Raw genomic sequence first — 20,537 nt, forward strand, 5'->3', positions numbered from 1 at the left:
GGCCACGACGCCCGCCCCCGAAGCCGGGGCTCCCGCCGAGGTGGCGGCGGCGACGCCCGCCGTGCCCGAGACGGTGGCGCCCAAGCTCGAACCTGCCGACAGCGCCGTCATCATCCGCCGCAACGATACGCTGTGGCGGATCTCACGGCGCGTCTATGGCCGTGGCGTGCGCTATTCGACCATCTATCTCGCCAATCAGGATCAGATCCGCAATCCCGATCGCATCTGGCCGGGACAGGTGTTCAAGGTCCCGCAAAAGTCGAAGGAAGGCGAGGACGCCGACCTCAAGGCAATGGGCGACCAGATGACGGCACCTCCGGCCAAGACGAATTAAGGCTGCGGGGGTGCGAGTAATCTCCCCCACGAGGGGAGAGATTGGCAGTTCCGGCGATCTAACCATCGGGATAGCTTGCCCCATCATCGTTCATCGTCTATCGCCGATGAACGATGACCGAATCCCTGGCTGAACCAGACCGCGCGGCAAGCGCGCTACCCACCTGCACCCCTGACAGTCGTATTGTCGCGGCTCGATTTGCGGCGCTCGCATCCGGCGCGCATCGAGATCCTCAAGCATCTTTCGGCGAGCCGCTCCTGCTGCTGCCGCGAGGTGGTCGACCATCTCGACCTTGCGCAGTCCACCGTGTCCCAGCATTTGAAGATACTGGTCGAAGCCGGGCTCGTGCGCTTCGAGCCCGACCGCCAGCGCTCGCGTTATGAAGTCGACCACGCCGCGCTCGCCGATGTGTCGGCGTCGCTTGCGGCACTGGTCGATTCCTGCTGTTCCGGCGGCTAAAAATAAGAAGGCAAAAAAGAATGGCCGAAAAGACCGTCTCCGACTCCTCGACCTTCAGCACCTTGCGCAATCTATGGCCCTATATGTGGCCGGCCGACCGCGCCGACCTCAGGGCGCGGGTCACCTGGGCGACGCTTCTGCTGGTCGTCGCCAAGCTGACGCTGGTCGCCGGGCCCTATTTCTTCAAATGGGCGACCGACGCGCTGGCCGGCGACGCCAAGTCTGCGCCGCCGCTGCCGGCGTTTCTCTTGGCGCCGGTGATGCTGGTCGTCGCCTACAATGTGCTCAGGCTGGTGCAGCTCGGTTTCAATCAGCTGCGCGACGCGCTGTTTGCCCGCGTCGGCCAGTATGCGGTGCGCCAGCTCGCCTTCCGCACCTTCGTCCACATGCACCAGCTGTCGTTGCGCTTCCATCTCGAGCGGCGCACAGGCGGCCTGTCGCGCATCATCGAGCGCGGCACCAAGGGCATCGAGACGATCGTGCGCTTCATCATGCTGAACACGGCGCCGACCATCCTCGAATTCGCGCTCACCACGGCCATCTTCGCCTACACTTATGGCTGGAAATACGTGGTCGTGGTGGCGGTCACCGTCTCGGTCTATGTCTGGTTCACGGTCAGGGCCAGCGACTGGCGCATCTCGATCCGCCGCGACATGAACGACAGCGACACCGACGCCAACACCAAGGCGATCGACTCGCTGCTCAATTTCGAGACCGTCAAATATTTCAACAACGAAGCCATGGAGGCCGAGCGCTTCGACCGCTCGATGGCGCGCTATGAGATATCAGCAACCAGGATCTGGACCTCGCTCGGCTGGCTGAATTTCGGCCAGGGCGTCATCTACGGCATCGGCACCGTCATCGTCATGTGCATGTCGGCGCTGGAGGTGCAGGCCGGCACGCAATCGGTCGGCGACTTCGTCTTCATCAACGCCATGCTGATGCAGCTCTCGGTGCCGCTCAACTTCATCGGCTTCATCTACCGCGAAATCCGCCAGGGCCTGACCGATATCGAGCAGATGTTCGACCTGCTCGACGTACCGCAGGAGATCGTCGACAAGGCCGATGCGAAGGCGCTCGCCGTCCCGGCCGGCAAGGTCGAATTCCGCGATGTGCATTTCTCCTATGATCCGAACCGCAAGATCCTGAAGGGCGTCTCCTTCGAGGTGCCGGCCGGCAAGACGGTCGCCATTGTCGGGCCCTCGGGCGCCGGCAAGTCGACCATCTCGCGGCTGCTGTTCCGCTTCTACGACATCCAGTCCGGCCAGGTGCTGATCGATGGCCAGGATGTCAGGGACGTGACGCAGGAGAGCCTGCGCGCGGCGATCGGCATGGTGCCGCAGGACACCGTGCTGTTCAACGACACCATTGCCTACAACATCCGCTACGGTCGCGTCGGCGCCAGCGAGGAAGAGGTGCGCAAGGCGGCCGAACTCGCCCAGATCGGACCGTTCATCGAGCGGCTGCCGGACGGCTACCGCTCTATGGTCGGCGAGCGCGGGCTGAAACTGTCAGGCGGCGAGAAACAGCGCGTGGCGATCGCCCGCACCATCCTGAAGGCGCCGCCGATCCTGATGCTCGACGAGGCGACTTCGGCGCTAGACAGCCACACCGAGCAGGAGATCCAGGCCGCGCTCGACCTCGTCAGCCAGGGCCGCACCACCATCGTGATTGCCCACCGGCTGTCGACTGTGATCACAGCCGACGAGATCATCGTGCTCAAGGACGGCCAGATCGCCGAGCGCGGCACCCATGCCGCACTGATGCTCAAGCACGGCCTCTATGCCTCGATGTGGGACCGCCAGCGCGAGGCCACCGAAGCCGAGGAGCGGCTGCGCATCGCGCGCGAGAGCGACGAGCTGGGTGTCATCGTGCGCCGGCGGACGTCCGAGGTGGGGTAGGGCGATGTTGAAGCTGCCGATCTCCCCCCTCGTGGGGGAGATGCCCGGTAGGGCAGAGGGGGGGCGCTGTCCCGCCGGCCTCTGCGGTTTCTTCCCAATGCAGAGCGCCAGTATTGTTTGAAATCTCAGAAAGGATGCGATCCTTCGCGCCCCCCTCTGTCCTGCCGGACATCTCCCCCACGAGGGGGGAGATTGGCGCGTCACCGCCGGAGCCATCCGGCAAACGTCGAAAAAATTTCTTCTTGACCTCAACATAGCTTGAGATTGCAAACCGTCTTCGAACCCCTGCACAGCATATCGTTCAAGAACGGAGATGGATTGAAATGAGCGAGACAAATCAAAAGCTTGGCAATGAAGCCGTGTTCAGGGTCGACAAGTTCGTCATCCCGGCCGACGCCCGCGAGGAGATACTGCGCAAGGTCAGGGCGACGCATGAATTGCTGCGCCTTCAGCAGGGCTTCGTGCAGGATTTCCTGCTTGAGCAATTCTCGGGCCCGGGAGAATTCAACCTCGTCACCATTGTCGAATGGGAAAACCAGGCGGCCGTCGACAACGTCGTGCCGATCGTGAAGGCGGCGCATGAGCGTGCCGGCTTCAACCCCCAGGAGACGATCGCCCGCCTTGGCGTCAGGGCCGATATCGCCAACTATCAGCGCCTGCCTGAAATGTAGGAAGGCCAGCCCGCCCCGGGTGCCGGCGCCTCGACGCTGAGCACCTGGCCGGTGCGGGCGTCGCTTATCATGTGTTCGAAGCCGCGCCATTCGGCGGCGACGATGAACAGCGTCTTGCCGTCCGGCCCGCCCAGCATGCAGGCAAAGCAGCCACGGTCGACGACAATGGTTTGCAGCACCTCGCCGCCCTCGCGCACCCGCACGCAATGCCGGTTGGGCACGTCGGCATACCAGACGGCACCCTCGGCATCGAGTGAGATGCCGTCGGGAAAGCCGTTGCCGAGATCGGCCCAAACCCGCCTGTTGGCAAGCCCGCCATCGCCGCCGATGTCGAAGGCAGTCAACCGGTTGGCGTGCGATTCGGCGACGATCAGCGTCTTGTTGTCAGGTGTCACCGCCATGCCGTTGGCGAAGGCGATGTTCTCGGCCACCTGGCGGATCGTGCCATCCGGCGTGATCAGCACGATGGTACCCGGCCCGAAATGCTCGCCCGGAGCAGGCGCCGGCCCGCCGCCATTGACATAGATGTTGCCGCGCCCGTCGACGACGATCTCGTTCCACGGGCTCTTCGACAGCGGCCTGAGGTCGGCGTGCGTGACGAGCGTTCCGTCCGGCTCCCGCCGCAGCAGCAGGCCTTCACGACCGGAGACGACGAGCAGCCGCCCGTCCGGCAGCCAGTCGATCGAATAGGGCAGGGCGGCCGGCACGGTGAGCACGACCTCGCTGTTGCCCTCGGCATCGACGGCGATGATCTCGCCGGTGCCCCAGTTGCAGAGCCAGAGGCGTCCGTCATGCCAGCGCGGCGACTCGCCGAAGGCGAGGCCATTCATCACGATACGCGGTTTGTTGGCTGCTGATTTCTGTGACGGCATCACGGGCTCCAAGGTTTGATTAGAAGGAACGCTGCCTCCCAAGGACGGGCGAGCCTGGCTCGCCCCGACAATAGCGATGGTCTTTTCTGCTAGGGGCGCGCGGCTCGAGGCTGGCGGGGCCTACCTACGGCCGCCTCCCCCATTGTTGCGTTGCGACGGCGGGGGCTTTCGGCTATTGAGGCCGGACCTGAAACAAGGGCTGCCCCCATCCCATGAGCCTCGTCGACACGGTCAAGAATGCGTTCGTTCCGATCCATCGCGAAGGCTATCCGTTCATCGCCGCCTTTGGCGCGGGCACGCTTTTCCTCGGCTATTTCTCCTCCATCCTGTTCTGGATCGGCCTGATCCTGACCGCCTGGTGCGTCTATTTCTTCCGCGATCCCGAGCGTGTCACGCCGGTCGACGACCGGCTGGTGGTGAGCCCGGCCGACGGCATCATCTCGGCGGTCGGCCCGGCCGTTCCGCCGCGCGAGCTTGGCCTCGGCACCAGTGAGATGACCCGCATCTCGGTGTTCATGAACGTGTTTTCCTGCCATGTGAACCGCGCTCCGGTGCGCGGCCGCATCACAAAAATCGAGCATCGGCCCGGAAAATTCCTCAACGCCGAGCTGGACAAGGCGAGCACCGAGAACGAGCGCAACGGCGTCGTCATCGACAGCCCCAACGGCACGGTCGCCGCGGTGCAGATCGCCGGCCTGGTGGCGCGGCGCATCGTCTGCTGGGCCGAGACCGGTGGCTCGATCGCCATCGGCGAGCGCTTTGGGCTGATCCGCTTCGGCTCGCGCGTCGACGTCTTCCTGCCGGTTGCCGCGACGCCGCGCGTCGCCGTCGGCCAGACGGCGGTCGGCGGCGAAACCGTATTGGCCGAATTCGGCGGCGCTGCCGCGACGCCGCTCGTCAGGATTTCGTAAGCGGTGGGCGCGCCCTTCAAGAAGTTCGAGGCGCATGGCAGCGGCGGTCCGCGCATCCGTGAGATCCCGATGCGCATGGTGCTGCCCAATCTGGTCACCGTGCTTGCCATCTGCGCCGGCCTGTCCGGCATCCGCTTCGGCTTCGAAGGCCGCTTCGAGCCGGCGGTGGTGATGGTGCTGCTTGCCGCCTTCCTCGACGGCATCGACGGTCGCCTGGCGCGCATGCTGAAGGCGACATCGAAATTCGGCGCGCAGATGGATTCGCTGGCCGATATCGTCAATTTCGGCGTAGCACCGGCGCTCGTCCTCTACGCCTTCATGCTCGACCGCGCCGGTTCGTTCGGCTGGATCGCCGCACTTCTGTTCACCATTGCCTGCGGCTTGAGGCTTGCCCGCTTCAACGTGCTCGACGATGAGACCGACCGGCCGATCTGGCAGACCGAGTATTTCGTCGGCGTGCCGGCGCCGGCGGGCGCGGTGCTGGTCATGCTGCCGCTCTATCTGTCCTTTCTCAGGCTCGGCATCGAGCCCAGCCGCTCTGTCGCTTTCATTGCCACCGGCTTCACCGTCCTCGTCGCCTTCCTGCTGGTCAGCCGGCTGCCGGTCTATTCCGGCAAGAGCGTCAAGGTGCCGGGCGACAAGGTGCTGCCGGTCATCCTTGCCGTCGTGCTCTACGTCCTGCTGCTGATGACCTATCCCTGGTACACGCTGACCGCTTCGGTCGCCGGCTACCTTGCCTTCCTGCCGTTCAGCGTGCGCGCCTATTCGAGGCGCGCCAAGCTTGAGGGCGAGAAGGTTCCGCCTTCCGATATCGGTTAAGGGGTACTGGCGAAGCCGTTGATCGGCCTCACGCCGCGGCGCTCAGCCCCAGCCGCTCGATCACCAGCCTGCGGGTCGAGACATAGTCGGTCTTGCCCGAGCCCAGCACCGGGATCTCCTCGACCTTGACGATGTCGTTGGGCACCATCAGCTCGGCCGCGCCCGCCTGCTTGCCGAACTTGCGCAGTTCCTCTGGATCGGCGTCGTCGGCGGTGGTGACCAGCACGATGCGCTCGCCGCGCCGTTTGTCCGGCACCGCCACTGCCGCATGGCGCTCCTCCGGCCATAGCGACTGTACCAGCATCTCGACGGCGCCCAGCGACACCATCTCGCCGGCGATCTTGGCGAAGCGCTTGGCGCGGCCGCGAATGGTGATGAAGCCATCGCGGTCGACCGAGACGATGTCGCCGGTGTCGTGCCAGCCGTCCAGCGGCTGCAGTTCACCCGGCCGGTCGGCGGTCATGTAGCCCATCATCAGGTTCGGCCCGTCGAGCCAGAGACGGCCGGCATCGTCGATGCCCTCGACCGGCTCGAGCTTCATGCGTATCGCCGGCAGCAGCCGCCCGACCGTGCCGTCGCGTCCATGGATGGCGGTGTTGACGGCAACCACGGGAGCTGCCTCTGTCAGGCCAAAACCTTCGATGATTGCCGCCTGGAAGCGTTCGCGGTAGACGCGCCGCGTTTCCGGCTTCACCGCCTCGGCGCCGGCGACGACGAAGCGCAGGCTGGAGAAATCGCCGTCCTTGGCGGTGCGCGCATAATTGGCGAGGAAGGTGTCGGTGCCGAACATGATGGTCGGCTTCACCTTGCGGGCGATCTCGGGGATGATCTTGTAGTGCAGTGGCGAGGGGTAGAGGAACAGTTTCACCCCGGTGACCAAAGGCAGGATGGTGCCGCCCGTCAGCCCGAAGGAGTGGAACACCGGCAGCACGTTGAGCAGGATGTCGGCCGGCGAGATGGTGATGCGGGCTTCGGCTTGCATGGCGTTGGCGTAGAGGTTGCGGTGCGACAGCACTACGGCTTTCGGCGTGCCTTCCGAGCCTGAGGTGAACAGGATCACCGCCGGCTTGGTCGCATCCTGCGGTTGCAGGGGAAAGCGCCACAGCACTGCTGCGGCCAGCTTGTCCAGCGCCGTCACGCTCTCGCGCACGTCCTCCAACCACAGCATCCTGGCGCCGCCCGCCTCGACCGCTTCGACGATGTCGGCGATGCCGGCTTTCTCGATGAAGGCGCGGGAGGAGACGACAGTGCGGATAACGGCGGTGCGCACGGCGGCGGTCACGCTGGCCGGCCCGGCAGTGTAGTTGATCATCGCCGCCACCCGGCCGGCCGACAAAAGACCGACTAAGGACAGCACCACGCCATTGGCATTGGGCAAAAGCAGCCCGACTGCTTCGCCCGGCGCCGTCACCGCTTCGAAGCGGCGGCCAAGCACGCGCGCGCCGATGAACATTTTGCGGTAGCTCATCGCGCCCGAGATGACGTCCTCGATGATCGGATGCGAGGCGCCGACACGGTCAGCGGCGTCGCGCATCGCCAGGAACAGGCCGCGATCGAGATTGCTGCCGAACAGCCGCGCCTCGGCGACACGGTCGAACAGCGCGTTGGTGTTCGAGGCCTGGTCGGGGTTGCGCGCCACAAGCTCGGCAATGGTCATCGGCTCCAGCACGCTGATCGACAGCCGCGGAAACCAGTGGCGCGGCGCCCTGTCCGCTGGCGTCAGCGACACCGGCAGATCGCGCGCGCCGGAGACGAAGATCGGCACGATCCTGGCATCGGCCTGCATGGCGATGCGGGTGATGGCGCGAAACAGCCGGAACGCCTTGACGTCGGGCTCGACCGCTTCGGGCAGATAGACGGCCAAGCGCCCCTTGCCCTTCAGCACCCGCACCAGCCGGCGGCTGACGAAAACATGTTCGGCATTGAAGGCGATGCTGCGGCCAAGCTCGCGCCACGGCTCCAGCCAGGGCGATCTGGCCGAGGCATCGTCGAGGATATGCAGCGTGTCGTCCGGCAGCAGCGACAGCATCAGCGCCGGCTCGAAGCGCGACTGGTGCGAGACCACATAGATCACCGGCGCCGGCGCATTGCGGGCGATCCTGATACGCTCGTCGGCGATCCGGTAGGCGAGCTTGAACGGCACGTAGAGCAACGCCTGGGTAAAACGCAGGCCAAGGCGGAATTTCTCGACCACGCCGATCAGCAGCCAGGCCACTACGAGACCCGCAAGCAGCGCCAGTGTCAGGATCATGCCGCGTCTCTCCCAACGTCCTCCATGCCGCGGCTCTTTGGCGGCCGCTTCGAGGGCAGAGCCTAGCGGAAGTGGGGGCGGCGTCAATGTGGACTGAGTGCCCTCCGACCTTCTCCCCTTGTGGGAGAAGGTGGCCGAGCGAAGCTCGGTCGGATGAGGGTGTTGGAAGGATCGCAACGTCAAAGATATAAGCACCTGAAATCATTTTACTTTTTAACGCGGCGTTTCTTCAGCACCCCTCATCCGTCTCGGCGCTGCGCGCCGATCCACCTTCTCCCACAAGGGGAGAAGGTGAAGAGGTGCTAGGCCGCTTTCAACCTCCCGCTGATGAAACGAAACTCCTGCGTCTTGCCGCCATAGCCGTAAGCCGCCGCCGGCACTTCGTGCACGAAGGCGTAGCTTTCCTCGTGCACATGACCCAGCAAGCGACCGAAGGCGGCGAACACCGCCCGGAGATAAGCCTCCAGATCGAGGTTGGTGTTGGTGCCGTCGACCACCTTGATGTCGAGCCAGAAGGTGTTGGAGCCTTGCTCGGCCAGCGACTTGCCGCCGGCGAACCAGTGCTGCGGATCGAGATAGTTGATCGCGACCGCGGTGATGGTCGGATCCTTGCGCAGATGCGTGGCCGTCAGTTCGGTGACCTCCTTGGCGATTGCCGCGGACAGTTTGGCGTCGGGCTTGCCGGTGACGCTGATAGTGATGATCGGCATTGTTTTCTCCTCGGGTTGCTGCGGCGTCTGTTCGCCGTTGGAGAACCATGTCACGATCAACGAATCAGAAAAATCGAATTGTTTTCAAGTTACGATTCGATAAAATCGAATTATGCAGACACTCGATCCAGACCTTCTCAAAACCTTCCTCGCCTTCGTCGACGGCGGTTCGTTGGCGCAGGCGGCGTCGGTGGTCGGCCGCTCGCCCTCCGCTGTGACGGCGCAGATGCAGCGGCTGGAGGAGATCGTCGGCGAGCCGCTGCTTCTCGCGCAGGGGCGGGGGCGCGGCCTGACGCCGGCCGGCGAGGATCTGGTCGGCCATGCCAGGCGCATTCTCGCCGTCCACACCGAAGCATGGCTGGCGCTGAGGGGCGCGCGCGCCGATGGCCGCGTCGCCATCGGTACCACGCAGGATTTTGCCGACAGCGGCCTGCCGGAACTGCTGCGCGCCTTCGCCGCCAGCCATTCGCGGGTCAGGATTGAACTGCGCGTCGGCCGCTCCGCCGAGCTCACGCAAGCGCTGCAGTCCGGTCTGCTCGATCTGGCGATCACCATGCGCCAGGCCCAGGCGCCGGACGAGGTCGGCCTGCTCCGCGAGCCGATGCTCTGGCTCTGCTCGCAAGAGGGGCTGGCCGCGCGGGAAGAAGAGATACCCCTGGCGCTGCTCGACCCGCATTGCGGCTTTCGCGAAGCGGCCCTTGCGGCGCTCGATGCCGTCGGCCGCCGCTACCGCATAGCCGCCGGCAGCGCCAGCCTTGCCGGCCTGCGCACGGCGGTCAATGCCGGCATCGCGCTGACCTTGCGTACCGCGCGCTTTGCCCATTACGGTATTGTCGAAGCGCCGCGCGCCCTTGGCCTGCCGCCGGTTCCGTCGGCTGAATTCGCCATCCGGCTTCGCCAGGGGGCCGATCTGCCGGCGCGGGATCTGGCGGCGCTGCTGAGCGGCAACCTCGCTCTGACAGGCAGTACAGGTTGATCCAAAGAAAAAGCCGACCTTACGATCGGCTTTAAGTAGGACGGGTCGAGGGGTTTGGGGGGACTTGGGGGGTGACCCGTCGCAGCAACAATGCCCGAGTCGGATGATGGTTCCGTGACTGCGAAAATATTTTAGCCGTCGGCTCCGCTCCGTCTGGCCACCAGCCAATCGCGGCCGGCATGGGCAAACACCGCGGCAAGCACGATGGCACCGCCGATCATGCTGGCGGCCGGCGGGATCTCGGCCAGGAACAGGAAGGCGAACACGATCGCGAACGGCACCTCGGCCGAACCGAGCAGGCCGGATTCGGGCGCCGGGATCAGCCGCGAGCCTTCCGTCCACAGGATCGAGGCCATCGCGAAAGAGGCGCCGAACGTGGCGAGCAGCACGGCATCCCGCGCCGAAACGGCCAGTGGATCGGTGACGAACCAGCCGAGCAGGAACAGAAGGAATGCCGACACAGCACCCGCCCAGACCACCGGCGTGTCGCGGAAGGCGCGCACCATGATCATGTAGAGCGCGCTGCCGGCGGTCATCAGCAGCGCTAGCCCGTCGCCCAGAAGATGGCCGGTGCCGAAGCCGGACCCGACCATGATCGCCACGCCGCACAGCGACACCGCGGCGGCGGCCAGCGTTTGCATGCGGAACGGCTCGCGCACCAGGATGAAGGCAAGCAGCGCGGTGATGAAAGGCGCCGTGGCATAGATGATGGCGACATTGGCGACATAGGTGAATTTGAAGGCGGCGATGAAGGCGATGCTGGCGAGCGCCCCTTCGACCGCCAGCAGCCACCCGCGCCAGCCGAGCCGCAGGCTTTCGCGCCCGCCCGCGCGACGGCGCCGCCACAGCACATAAACGGTGATCAGGATCGAGCCGACAAAGCCACGCCAGCAGGTGATGGTCAGCGGGTCGGCATGGATCGATTTGGTGAGAACCCCGGTCAGCGCGAAGAAGGCCGCCGATGCCGAAACCAGCATGATGCCGAGCGTTCGCTCGGCGGCGGTGTCGGTGGGTGGCATGCTCAGAGCCTCTGTCATTTCAGGAGACTACTCCGTCGCGTCCTGACACCATCCTGTCAGCAGCGATCCGTTGTCCACATCTCAGTGTCATATCCTACAGCCGCTTGCGGAAATGCTCGTTGCCGACGATCAGCAGGCCGGCACCGATGATCAGCGCGGCCCCCAAAAACACTTCGCGGCGCGGCACGTCGCCCCAGATGGCGAATCCGAGCGCGAAGGCCCAGACCAGCGACGTGTATTCGAACGGCGCCACGATCGACACCGGCGCCCGCTTCATGCCTTCGAACAGCAGGTACTGCGCGACGCCGCCGAGCGCGCCGACGCTGATGAGGAGCAGCAACTGGGCGCCATCCGGAATCTGCCACAAGATGAGCGCCGGCACCGCCGAAAAAACCAGGAAGTAGAAATTGTTGAGGATGAGCTGGATCATCGTTCGCTCCTGCATGGCGGTCTTGCGCAGCAGCACCACGGCGATGCCCCACAGCAGCGCGGCGGCCAGCACCAGAAGGATCGGCATGGACAGGCCGAGATGGGTGGGGTCGCAGGCCACGAACACGCCGGCAAAGCCGATCAGCACCGCCAGCCAGCGCAGCAGCGGTACCTTCTCGCCGAGCATGAACACCGACAGCACGGTGACGATAATCGGCGCCGCGTAATAGACGGTGGTCAGTTCGGCCAGCTGAAGAGTGCGAGCGGCATTGTAGTAGCAAAGCCAGGCAGCAAGCGTGAACGCGCTACGCACCAGCATCGGCCTGGCGATGGGCGAGCGCGCGGTATCGGCGAACACGCGCCGCCCGCCGATCACCGCGCAGCCGGCGAGCACGGTGATGCTGCGGAAGAACATGATCTGCCAGACGCTAATGCCGACGACGAGCAGCTTGATCGCAGCGTCCTGCGTCGAAAACAGGAAATAGGCGCCACCGGTGAACAGGATGCCTGCAAGCACCCTTTCGCGGGTTTCCAGAATGGCGATATCGGCCATGCGACGGGTCCCGCGGCTGTCGAGAAGGAAGCCTGCCCAATCAAGCTCCACACTGCAGGCTATACGGGCGAGACCCAGCGCGGCGCTACGCCAGCGCCGGCCTTGCGTTGGGGCAGCGGTTACTGGCGAGCCGCGCGGCCACGCCGCTCACTGCGTCGCCTGGTAGAGCTCCGAAGCGGCCTCCTTCAGCGCACGCCGTCCGTCAGGCTTGAAATACATCATGTGCCCGCCCTCGATGACATCGAGGCGGATCGGTTTGGCATTGGCGAGCGACGGGATCTGGTTCACCAGGTAGCGCGAGGCGAGATAGGGCGTGACCAGGTCCGTGTAGCCGTTGACGATGACGACGCCGAGCGCCGGGTTCAGCGAGCGCGCCCGCTGCAGATCGTCCATCACGCCGACATAGCCTTGCCGCGAGGCGCTGGTGCCATAGTCCCAATTGTGGCTGATCTCGCCGTTGAGCAACCGGTAGCTGACATCGGTGCGAAAGTTCAGCTCGTCGCGGGCATAGGCGACGAAGGCCGAGGTCAGCACCGGCACGCTGCGGTCGAGCACCGGGTCCGGGCCGGCGATGCGAGCGCTTTCGGGCGCGATATCGGCCGTCGCGATTGTGCCGTCATAGGGGCTGAGGACCTTGCCGCTGGCGCGGGCAAATTCCCTTGCGAACAGGCCGGTCGGAATACGCGCGAAATTCCGCTGGACGAGGTCGAGCGGCAGTCCGGTTATCTCCGCCACGCGCTGGCTCGCCAGCCGGCCGCCTTGCTCCAGCCCGCTGGCCAAAGCCGTAAGATAGTCGCCCATGGCATAGTGCTCGACTTCTGCGAGCTTCTCGCGCAGCGCATCGCCGCTGACGCCTTCGGTGCGCAGGCGAACCGCCGCCAGCGATGGCAATTCGAGCGCCCAATGCAGCGGCTCGAATTCGTCCGGCTGCACCAGCATGAACTCCAGCGCCGGCGAGATCAGCACGATGCCGCTCGGGCTGATGCCGATATCCTCCTGCAGGGTCCTGGCGAGCAGTGCCGCGCGGAACCCGCCATAGCTTTCCCCGGCGAGGAAGAGCGGCGATCCGGTGCGGCCGTTCTGGGCAAGAAAGAGCCGGATGAAAGCGCCGATCGAACTGGCATCCTGGTTGACGCCCCAGAAGTCGTGCGTGTCCTGGCCGGGTGCCTCGCGGCTGTATCCGGTGCCGACCGGATCCACGAAGACGAGGTCGCTCATGTCGAGCCAGCTGTCCGGATTGTCGATGAGTCTTTGCGGCGAGGGCAGGAACTCCCCGTTGGTACCGGTCGCGATGACGCGTGGGCCGAGCGCGCCAAGATGCAGATAGGCGGACGCCGCTCCCGGGCCGCCGTTGAACACGAAGGTGATGGGCCGCTGCGGCTGCTTCGCTGCGTTATCCGGCGGCTGCAGCGTGTAGGCGACATAGAAGATCTCCGCCGTGACGTCGCCCTTGCCGGAAAGCAGCGACAGCGTGCCGGCCTTCGACTGATAGTCCAGCTTGCGCCCGGCGATGGTGATCGAATGGCTGGTCGTCTGCGGCGATGGCAGCAGCGACAGGACGCCGCCTGTAGGCGCCGGCCGCTCCGCTGTTTCAGCAAGGACAGGCTGCGCGAAGGCGGCAAGAAGCAGCAGGATGAGGGGGACGAGTTTCAGCTTGGAACGCATGACATCTCCGCGAGAACGACTTTCGCATAGGTATGGTCGGGGCTATCGAAGTCAAAGGAAATGGCTTGTGCGGTTGAACATCTGCTACCGCCGCGTTCCTTCGCGCCCCCCTCTGTCCTGCCGGACATCTCCCCCTCAAGGGGGGAGATTGGACGTCGCGTCGGCTTTCGACAATCGCTAACCTCGAAGTGCGGATGTCGTGGGCGAAGCTGCGATCTCCCCCCTTGAGGGGGAGATGTCCGGCAGGACAGAGGGGGGCGCTGTCCCGCCAGCATATCAGTGCTATCAAAGCGCGAAGGACTCGAAAGGATTGCAAATGGACGCCACCGCGCTCAAGGCCATGCAGGCGCCTTTGAAGGAAGTCTATCGCGACGATGCCTCGCGGGCGCTGATCACACTTCGGGCCAAGGGTTCGATCGACGACCAGTCGATCGCCTGCAAGGTGGAGACGGGCAGGGCGTTGGCCATTGCCGGCCTGCACCCGGCCACCGGCGGTTCCGGGCTCGAACTGTGCTCCGGGGACATGTTGCTCGAGGCGCTGGTGGCTTGCGCCGGCGTGACGCTGAAGGCGGTGGCCACCGCACTCGAATTCAGGCTTGGCGCCGCGACCGTCGAGGCCGAAGGCGACCTCGACTTTCGCGGCACGCTTGGCGTGGCCAAGGATGCGCCGGTCGGCTTCCGCGCCATCCGGCTCAATTTCAGTCTCGACACGGATGAACCGCAGGAGCGCATCGATGCGCTGCTGAAGCTGACCGAACGCTATTGCGTGGTGTTCCAGACGATCAGCAACAAGCCGGAGATGACGGTGAGCGCGCGGCGTTGAAGCTGCAGATCTCCCCCCTTGTGGGGGAGATGCCTGGCAAGGCAGAGGGGGGCGCTGTCCCGCCAGCGTCTCAGCAATTGCAATTGCGATTGCAGACTTAAATCGGTGCGCGATCTAATGTAGGTTAGACGAAGGTAGGCGATCCTTCGCGCCCCCTCTGTCCTCCGGCCATCTCCCCCTCGAGGGGGAGATTTTGCTCTCCCTACTGCGCCGCCGGCTCCTCCGCGTCGCCCTCGTCGGTGAACGGCGAGGCGCTCGGCACGCAGTTCACCGCCCAGCCGGCCGGCGTCGGCTGCTTCTGGTATTCGGTGATGGCGTTGGTGCACTGGTCTCGCGTGTCGAAGGTGCTGGGCAGCACCACCATGCCGCCCTGCGGGCCGGCGATCACCAGATACCAAACAAGTGCGACGCTGGGAGCAGCCATGGGAATTCCTCGCTTTGCTGTTGTGGGAGTCGCCGCGACCCTAGCAACTCAGACCGGGTGGCGGAAGCGCGCGTCGTGCGCGTCGCCCCGCCCTGGCATCACAGCCGCGTGATGTCAGCCCGTCGCGAGAGCCGCTCAGTTCGCGGCAAAGCAGTAGAACAGGCCGTCGCCGCCGGTGCCCTGCAGCGCCTCCTGGCTGCAGCCGCCGCGCGAGGCATGCGAGGAATTCCACGACTTGGCCGCCGCCGAATCGTCAAGCCCGGTGCGGTCGTGATGGCCGACCATCGCCACCCCTTCCGCGCCGCTCATCGTCCAGTCGCCGCAGGTCTGGTCGGCGATCTTGGTGCCGTCTGGCTGAGAGCCGGTCAGCACATCGTGCCGGTTCGGCTTGTCGCCGCGGCCGTTGACCACTTCGCCTTTTTCATTGAGCGCCGTCTCCTTGGTGATGGCGTTGGCGTCGCCGTGCAGCGAGGCGACATCGTCGGCGATCTTGACGCCCTTGGCGTTGACCCAAGGCCCCTTGCCGATGCGGTCGCGCGCATCGGCATCGCTGGTCGAGAGATAGGCAGCCCAGGTCTTGCCGGTGACCCCGGCGGCCTCGGCCAGCGAGGCGCAATGCGCATCGGCGCCCTTGATGCCGCCAAGGTCGGCGCCCTTGCCGGAGCCGACGCTGGTGACGAAGAAACTCATCGTCGCGCCTTGTGAATAGGCGACGCCAGCTGCTGCAAGGAAGGTGGCGGCGGTGGCGAGAAGCAATCTGCGCATGGTGGTCCTCCGTTCTTCGGGTTTCGAATGTTCTACATTCGAAGAACGTCGCCGAGCGCGGAATTCTTCCGCCTGAAATGCCTGTTTATTCCGGCTGCCGGTAGGCGACAAAGCGGTTGTGCTTGGCCTGAAAGATCAGCCCGGTCTCTTTCAGGTCCGGGCTCGCCAACGGCACGATGCGTTTTGCGATCTCCGAGGGATGCGGCAGTGTCTCCGGATCCTCGCCGGGAACGGCCTGTGCCCGCATCGCGGTGCGGGTGGCACCGGGATCGGCGGCATTGACCCTGAGCGGCAGGCTTTGCGTCTCATGCGCCCAGGAGCGCATCATCGTCTCGACCGCCGCCTTCGAGGCCGCGTAGGGCGCCCAGAAGGCGCGCGCCGAGTGCGCCGCGTTGGAAGACAGGATGATGGCGCGGCCGGCGTCGGAGAGCCGAAGTAGTGGGTCGACCGAGCGGATCAGCCGCCAGGTCGAGGTGACGTTGATGGTCATCACCTTCTCGAAGGTTTTTGCCTCGACATGGCCGATCGGCGAGATCACGCCGAGCACGCCGGCATTGGCGACGAGGATGTCGAGCTTGCCCCAGCGCTCATGGATGGCGCCGCCCAGCCGGTCGATGCCGGCCATGTCGGCGAGGTCGAGCGGCACCAGTGTCGCTTCGCCCTTGCCGGTTTTGGCGCGTTCGGCCTTGATCTGGTCGTCAAGCTCCTCCAGCCCGCCGACAGTCCGCGCCACCGCAATGACATGCGCGCCGGCGGCGGCAAGTTCCTTGGCGATGAAATAGCCGATGCCGCGCGAGGCGCCGGTAACGACCGCGGTGCGGCCGGAGAGGTCGAGGGTCATGCGAGAGTTTCCGTCAAGTCGGCGTGAAACACCCCCCTCTGCCCTGCCGGGCATCTCCCCCTCAAGGGGGGAGATTGGACTTCGCCGAACCTGGCTCTCGTTCTGCGGCCCTGGTGATTTGCGAAAGCCGACAGTTCAGCCGATCTCCCCCCTTGAGGGGGAGATATCCGGCAGGACAGAGGGGGGTAAACTGGCGAAACCAAATGATAGACCGGCAACCCTACGCCCCGCTCGTCGCCAGCAGCGACAGCGTGCGCACATTGTCGTGGCCTTCGAAGTCGAGCAGGCGGGTCGGGTACTGGCCGGTGAAGCAGGCGTCGCAGAATTGCGGCTGCTCATTGTCGCGGCCGGCCTCGCCGACGGCGCGGTAGAGGCCGTCGATCGACAGGAAGCCGAGCGAATCGACACGGATGAACTCGGCCATCTCCTCGATGGACATGCGCGAGGCGAGCAGCTTCGACTTCTCCGGCGTGTCGACGCCGTAGAAGCAGGAGGCGCTGGTCGGCGGCGAGGCGATGCGCATATGCACCTCCTTGGCGCCGGCATCGCGCACCATCTGCACGATCTTCTGGCTGGTGGTGCCGCGCACGATGCTGTCGTCGACCAGCACCACGCGCTTGCCCTCGATCATGCGGCGGTTGGCGTTGTGCTTCAGCTTGACGCCCATGTGGCGGATCGAATCGCCGGGCTGGATGAAGGTGCGGCCGACATAGTGGTTGCGGATGATGCCGAGCTCGAAGGGGATGCCTGCGGCCTGGGAAAAGCCGATCGCCGCCGGCGTGCCGGAATCCGGCACCGGCACGATGATGTCGGCGTCGACGGGGCTTTCCTGCGCCAGCTCGGCGCCGATGCGCTTGCGCACCTCATAGACGTTGCGGCCTTCGACCGAAGAGTCCGGCCGCGCGAAATAGACATATTCGAAGATGCAGAAGCGGGTCTTCTGCGGCTCGAACGGGAACAGGCTCTCGATGCCTTTGGCGGTGACGACGACCATCTCGCCGGGCTTCAGGTCGCGCACGAAGCGGGCGCCGATGATGTCGAGCGCGCAGGTTTCGGAAGCCAGGATCCAGGCGCCGTCGAGATCGCCGAGCACCAGCGGGCGGATGCCCAGCGGGTCGCGGCAGCCGATCATCTTTTTGGCCGTCATCGCCACCAGCGAGAAGGCGCCTTCGACCTGGCGCACCGCGTCGATGAAGCGCGAGTTGAGATCGCGCTCCTTGCTGGTGGCGACCAGATGCAAGAGCGTCTCGGTGTCGGAGGTCGACGAGAAGATCGCGCCCTGCTTCTGCAGCGCGCGCTGCACGGTCATGGCGTTGGTCAGATTGCCATTGTGGGCGACGGCAAAACCGCCATCGGCGAGCTCGGCGAAGAAGGGCTGGATGTTGCGCAGGCCGGCGCCGCCGGTGGTGGCATAGCGGGTGTGGCCGATGGCGCGGTTGCCTTGCAGGCTGTCGATGACGCGCTGCTTGGTGAAAGTGTCGCCGATCAGGCCGACATGGCGTTCGACATGAAACTGGCTGCCATCATAGGAGACGATGCCGGCGGCCTCCTGGCCGCGATGCTGCAACGCGTGCAGACCGAGCGTGACGATGGCGGCGGCATCCTGCCGGCCGAATATGCCGAACACGCCGCATTCGTCGTGGAAATGGTCGTCGGCCTCGGCGGAAAGCAAATCGTCTGCGTCTGCCATGTGGGGCTCAAGCTCCGCTAAAATCGCCATATAAGGTGATAGCGCGTCGAAAGCAACGCATGTCGCGCGGCGTTCACATCATCGTCAGGCCCGGCCCTCTTCTAGCCAGGCATCAGTTTGCCGGCGCCGCGGGCGCCGGATTGGCGGGCTGGGCCGGTGCATTGTCGGCCGGCGCATCGCTTCCGCTGTCGTCGGGCGCCGGGGCATCGGCGTCGTCGCCGGTTGCCGGTGCTTCCGTTGTCGGCGCGGCGGGGGCCTCTGTGCCGGCCTCGGGCGCGGCCGGCTGATTCGGGTTCAGCTTCTTCAGGATGGCGTTTTCCGGATCCTCGGGCAGCAGGCTTTCCAGCTTGGCGCCGATCTGTTCCAGCAGCGGCCGCGACTTGGCGTTGGCGACCCAGGCCGGTGCCTTGGCGCCGGCCAGCCAGTTGAAGAACAAAAGCGCCACCGCGACCACCAGGATGCCGCGCGCCGCGCCATAGAGGAAACCCAGCGTGCGGTCGAGCGCGCCGATCCTGGAATCGATGATCCAGTCGGCGAGTTTCATGGTGATGACGGAAACGACGATCAGCGCGATGACGAAGACGATGGCAGCGGCCGCCGCCATGGCGATCTTGTCGTTGTCGACATAGGGCTGAACGTAGGGCAGAACCGGCTTGTAGAAGAAGAAGGCCGCCGCCGCCGCCGCTGCCCAGGAAACCACGGACAGCACCTCGCGGGAGAAGCCGCGAACCATGGCCAGCATTGCCGAGACCAGGGTGAAGCCGACGAGAATTCCGTCAAGCAGCGTAATCGGCATGTCTTTCGCCCCTGTCTTTTTTTCACGGCTCGACGAGCCGCGTCACTCTTCTTCGTCGGCGCGGCTGCGCCGTGAGCCGGCTATGCGCGCCACGAGATCGGCAAGCTCGGTGGGCTGGAAAGCGCTGGCCCCGATCCCCCCGGCCCCATTACCACCAACAAGTTCCTCACTGCCCAAGGGCAGAACCGCGCTTCCAAAACCCAGCTTTTCGGCCTCCTTGAGGCGCTGCTGCGCATGCGCAACTGGCCTCACCGCGCCCGACAGGCTGATTTCGCCGAAATAGACGCAATCGGCCGGAAGGGCAAGACCGATGAGCGACGAAACCAGTGCCGCCGCCACCGCGAGATCGGCGGCGGGCTCCGAAATCCGGTAGCCGCCGGCGACGTTGAGATAGACATCGTGGGTGCCGAAGCGCACGCCGCAATGCGCCTCCAACACGGCCAGCACCATCGACAGCCGGGCGCCGTCCCAACCGACGACGGCGCGGCGCGGCGTGCCGAGCGAGGAGGGCGCCACCAGCGCCTGGATCTCGACCAGCACCGGACGCGTGCCTTCCATGCCGGCGAAAACCGCGGCGCCCGGCGATTTCGCATGGCGTTCGCCGAGGAACAGCTCGGACGGGTTGGCGACCTCGCGCAGGCCCTTGTCCGACATTTCGAAGACGCCGATCTCGTCGGTCGGCCCAAAACGGTTCTTCACCGTGCGCAGGATGCGGTAGTGATGGCCGCCTTCGCCCTCGAAATAGAGCACGGCGTCGACCATGTGCTCGACGACGCGAGGGCCCGCGATCTGGCCTTCCTTGGTGACGTGGCCGACCAGCACGATCGCAGCACCTGTGGATTTCGCATAGCGGATCATCGCCTGGGCGGCGGCACGCACCTGGGTGACGGTGCCGGGCGCCGAATCGGCCATGTCCGTCCACAGCGTCTGGATCGAATCGAGGATCACCAAATCCGGCCGCTTGCCATCGGCTATGGTGGCGAGGATGTCCTCGACATTGGTTTCGGCGGCGAGTTCGACCGGCGTGTCGGCGACGCCGAGCCGCTGGGCGCGCAGCCTGATCTGGGCGACCGCCTCTTCGCCCGAGACATAGACGATGCGGTGGCCCTTTGCCGCCAGCGCCGCCGCCGCCTGAGTGAGCAGCGTCGACTTGCCGATACCGGGATCGCCGCCGACCAAAAGGGCCGATCCGCGGACAAAACCGCCGCCGGTGGCGCGGTCGAGCTCGCCGATGCCGGAGACGATGCGCGGCGCATCCTCGATGTCGCCGGACAGGCTGGTCAACACCACGGCGCGGCCCTTGCGGGCATTGCGCGTGTTGGCCGGCCCCGAGCCGATGCCGCCGGCGGTGCCTTCCTCGACGAGCGTGTTCCACTCGCCGCAGGCATCGCATTTGCCGGCCCAGCGCTGATGCACGGAGCCGCAATTCTGGCAGATGAACTGGACGCGGGATTTGGCCAAGGTGCTACCTTCCCGCCAATTGGGGAGCGCCGTGATCCTTCGCGCCCCCCTCTGTCCTGCCGGACATCTCCCCCACGAGGGGGGAGTTTGGCAGTTGCGGCGCCGGCTCTCGTCTTGCAACGCTGAAAATTGGCGAAGCGGTCGCGACATCCAATCTCCCCCCTCGT

General features: G+C 65.5%; 19 protein-coding genes and 1 pseudogene. 8 read left to right on the top strand and 12 right to left on the bottom strand.

Annotation, left to right across the window (positions count from 1 at the left end):
• The 4 genes and pseudogenes from ACFX5Q_RS33575 to ACFX5Q_RS33590 form a co-directional block, all read left to right on the top strand.
• A partial coding sequence (locus ACFX5Q_RS33575; protein WP_404284724.1) for a LysM peptidoglycan-binding domain-containing protein occupies positions 1 to 334 on the top strand: 334 nt, incomplete at its 5' end.
• A gap of 113 nt (positions 335 to 447) precedes the next feature.
• Positions 448 to 793: pseudogene (locus ACFX5Q_RS33580) on the top strand (ArsR/SmtB family transcription factor).
• A gap of 20 nt (positions 794 to 813) precedes the next feature.
• Entirely contained in the window at positions 814 to 2,694 is a 1,881-nt protein-coding gene (locus tag ACFX5Q_RS33585; protein ID WP_404284726.1) for an ABCB family ABC transporter ATP-binding protein/permease, read from the top strand.
• A gap of 323 nt (positions 2,695 to 3,017) precedes the next feature.
• On the top strand, positions 3,018 to 3,365 hold the full coding sequence (locus ACFX5Q_RS33590) for an antibiotic biosynthesis monooxygenase (protein WP_404284728.1): 348 nt from the start codon (positions 3,018 to 3,020) through the stop codon (positions 3,363 to 3,365).
• Here ACFX5Q_RS33590 and ACFX5Q_RS33595 read toward each other — a convergent pair.
• Complete coding sequence (locus tag ACFX5Q_RS33595; protein ID WP_404284730.1) at positions 3,344 to 4,237, bottom strand: SMP-30/gluconolactonase/LRE family protein; 894 nt, start codon at positions 4,235 to 4,237, stop codon at positions 3,344 to 3,346. The two genes, ACFX5Q_RS33590 and ACFX5Q_RS33595, sit on opposite strands and share 22 nt — an antisense overlap.
• 212 nt (positions 4,238 to 4,449) lie before the next feature.
• Between ACFX5Q_RS33595 and ACFX5Q_RS33600 the strand changes: the two genes are divergently transcribed.
• Together ACFX5Q_RS33600 and pssA are read left to right on the top strand one after the other, a co-directional pair.
• Positions 4,450 to 5,148 (top strand): phosphatidylserine decarboxylase, encoded by a 699-nt coding sequence (locus tag ACFX5Q_RS33600; protein ID WP_404284732.1) that lies wholly within the window; start codon positions 4,450 to 4,452, stop codon positions 5,146 to 5,148.
• A 3-nt stretch (positions 5,149 to 5,151) separates the two neighbouring features.
• A complete protein-coding gene (gene pssA / locus ACFX5Q_RS33605; protein WP_404284734.1) occupies positions 5,152 to 5,967 on the top strand; it encodes a CDP-diacylglycerol--serine O-phosphatidyltransferase in 816 nt (271 codons plus the stop codon).
• A 28-nt stretch (positions 5,968 to 5,995) separates the two neighbouring features.
• Here the strand turns inward: pssA and ACFX5Q_RS33610 are convergent, their stop codons facing one another.
• Together ACFX5Q_RS33610 and ACFX5Q_RS33615 are read right to left on the bottom strand one after the other, a co-directional pair.
• On the bottom strand, positions 5,996 to 8,218 hold the full coding sequence (locus ACFX5Q_RS33610; RefSeq protein ID WP_404284736.1) for an AMP-binding protein: 2,223 nt from the start codon (positions 8,216 to 8,218) through the stop codon (positions 5,996 to 5,998).
• Between the two features lie 302 nt (positions 8,219 to 8,520).
• Positions 8,521 to 8,928, bottom strand: coding sequence for a 4-oxalocrotonate tautomerase family protein (locus ACFX5Q_RS33615; RefSeq protein ID WP_404284738.1), 408 nt, complete (start codon positions 8,926 to 8,928; stop codon positions 8,521 to 8,523).
• Positions 8,929 to 9,040: 112 nt separating this feature from the next.
• Between ACFX5Q_RS33615 and ACFX5Q_RS33620 the strand changes: the two genes are divergently transcribed.
• Entirely contained in the window at positions 9,041 to 9,904 is an 864-nt protein-coding gene (locus ACFX5Q_RS33620; RefSeq protein ID WP_404284739.1) for a LysR substrate-binding domain-containing protein, read from the top strand.
• A gap of 131 nt (positions 9,905 to 10,035) precedes the next feature.
• Here ACFX5Q_RS33620 and ACFX5Q_RS33625 read toward each other — a convergent pair whose 3' ends face one another.
• The 3 genes from ACFX5Q_RS33625 to ACFX5Q_RS33635 form a co-directional block, all read right to left on the bottom strand.
• Positions 10,036 to 10,941, bottom strand: coding sequence for a DMT family transporter (locus tag ACFX5Q_RS33625; RefSeq protein ID WP_404284741.1), 906 nt, complete (start codon positions 10,939 to 10,941; stop codon positions 10,036 to 10,038).
• 76 nt (positions 10,942 to 11,017) lie between these two features.
• A complete protein-coding gene (locus ACFX5Q_RS33630; protein WP_404284743.1) occupies positions 11,018 to 11,905 on the bottom strand; it encodes a DMT family transporter in 888 nt (295 codons plus the stop codon).
• Positions 11,906 to 12,052: 147 nt separating this feature from the next.
• The gene (locus ACFX5Q_RS33635) at positions 12,053 to 13,570 is read right to left on the bottom strand and encodes a S10 family peptidase (RefSeq protein WP_404284745.1); all 1,518 of its coding nucleotides are present in this window, start codon (positions 13,568 to 13,570) and stop codon (positions 12,053 to 12,055) included.
• Between the two features lie 316 nt (positions 13,571 to 13,886).
• Between ACFX5Q_RS33635 and ACFX5Q_RS33640 the strand changes: the two genes are divergently transcribed.
• Positions 13,887 to 14,393: an OsmC family protein gene (locus ACFX5Q_RS33640; protein WP_404284746.1), complete on the top strand. Its 507-nt coding sequence runs from the start codon at positions 13,887 to 13,889 to the stop codon at positions 14,391 to 14,393.
• A 202-nt stretch (positions 14,394 to 14,595) separates the two neighbouring features.
• Here the strand turns inward: ACFX5Q_RS33640 and ACFX5Q_RS33645 are convergent, their stop codons facing one another.
• The 6 genes from ACFX5Q_RS33645 to radA form a co-directional block, all read right to left on the bottom strand.
• Positions 14,596 to 14,817 carry a hypothetical protein gene (locus tag ACFX5Q_RS33645; protein WP_006202291.1) on the bottom strand — a complete coding sequence of 74 codons (222 nt, stop codon included), beginning with the start codon at positions 14,815 to 14,817 and terminating at the stop codon, positions 14,596 to 14,598.
• Between the two features lie 135 nt (positions 14,818 to 14,952).
• The gene (locus ACFX5Q_RS33650; RefSeq protein ID WP_404284747.1) at positions 14,953 to 15,582 is read right to left on the bottom strand and encodes a hypothetical protein; all 630 of its coding nucleotides are present in this window, start codon (positions 15,580 to 15,582) and stop codon (positions 14,953 to 14,955) included.
• Positions 15,583 to 15,667: 85 nt separating this feature from the next.
• Positions 15,668 to 16,423 (bottom strand): SDR family NAD(P)-dependent oxidoreductase, encoded by a 756-nt coding sequence (locus ACFX5Q_RS33655; protein WP_404284748.1) that lies wholly within the window; start codon positions 16,421 to 16,423, stop codon positions 15,668 to 15,670.
• A gap of 220 nt (positions 16,424 to 16,643) precedes the next feature.
• On the bottom strand, positions 16,644 to 18,113 hold the full coding sequence (gene purF / locus ACFX5Q_RS33660; protein ID WP_404284749.1) for an amidophosphoribosyltransferase: 1,470 nt from the start codon (positions 18,111 to 18,113) through the stop codon (positions 16,644 to 16,646).
• Between the two features lie 112 nt (positions 18,114 to 18,225).
• Entirely contained in the window at positions 18,226 to 18,909 is a 684-nt protein-coding gene (locus ACFX5Q_RS33665; protein WP_404284751.1) for a CvpA family protein, read from the bottom strand.
• Between the two features lie 42 nt (positions 18,910 to 18,951).
• Positions 18,952 to 20,370, bottom strand: a complete 1,419-nt coding sequence (radA, locus tag ACFX5Q_RS33670; protein WP_404284752.1) for a DNA repair protein RadA — start codon at positions 20,368 to 20,370, stop codon at positions 18,952 to 18,954.
• Positions 20,371 to 20,537 lie beyond the last annotated feature (167 nt).

This window comes from Mesorhizobium sp. IMUNJ 23033, from assembly GCF_044778005.1.
Classification (GTDB): Bacteria; Pseudomonadota; Alphaproteobacteria; order Rhizobiales; family Rhizobiaceae; genus Mesorhizobium; species Mesorhizobium amorphae_A.